Annotated in this window: 1 protein-coding gene; it reads right to left on the bottom strand. The window is 69.2% G+C overall.

The window, feature by feature from the left end:
- The coding region (locus IO39_RS43610) for a MerR family transcriptional regulator (RefSeq protein WP_063765468.1) at positions 1-276 on the bottom strand (276 nt) is incomplete at both ends.

Genomic DNA, 276 nt, shown 5'->3' with positions numbered 1-276 from the left:
GGCGATGTGCGCGCGTTCGCGTCGTAGGTCGTTGATGAAGGTCGGGCAGCCGGACGGCACGACCAGTTTGTCGGTTCCGTGCACGCAGTGCAGGACCCGGGAGATGACGGCGGTGGAGAGTCCGGCGGCGAGCAGGGCGCGGATGTGGCGCACGGCCGCGACGTCCGCCTCGGTGTACTCGCGGTAGCCGTTGTCCAGCCGGACCGGCCTGAGCAGGCCCTGCTCCTCGTAGTAGCGCAGCAGCCGCCTGTTCACCCCGGTCTTGTGAGCCAGATC

The organism is Nonomuraea candida, assembly GCF_000725485.1.
Classification (GTDB): Bacteria; Actinomycetota; Actinomycetes; order Streptosporangiales; family Streptosporangiaceae; genus Nonomuraea; species Nonomuraea candida.
Note: the sequence above shows the minus strand (reverse complement) of the source record. Positions and strands in the feature narration are given on the sequence as shown.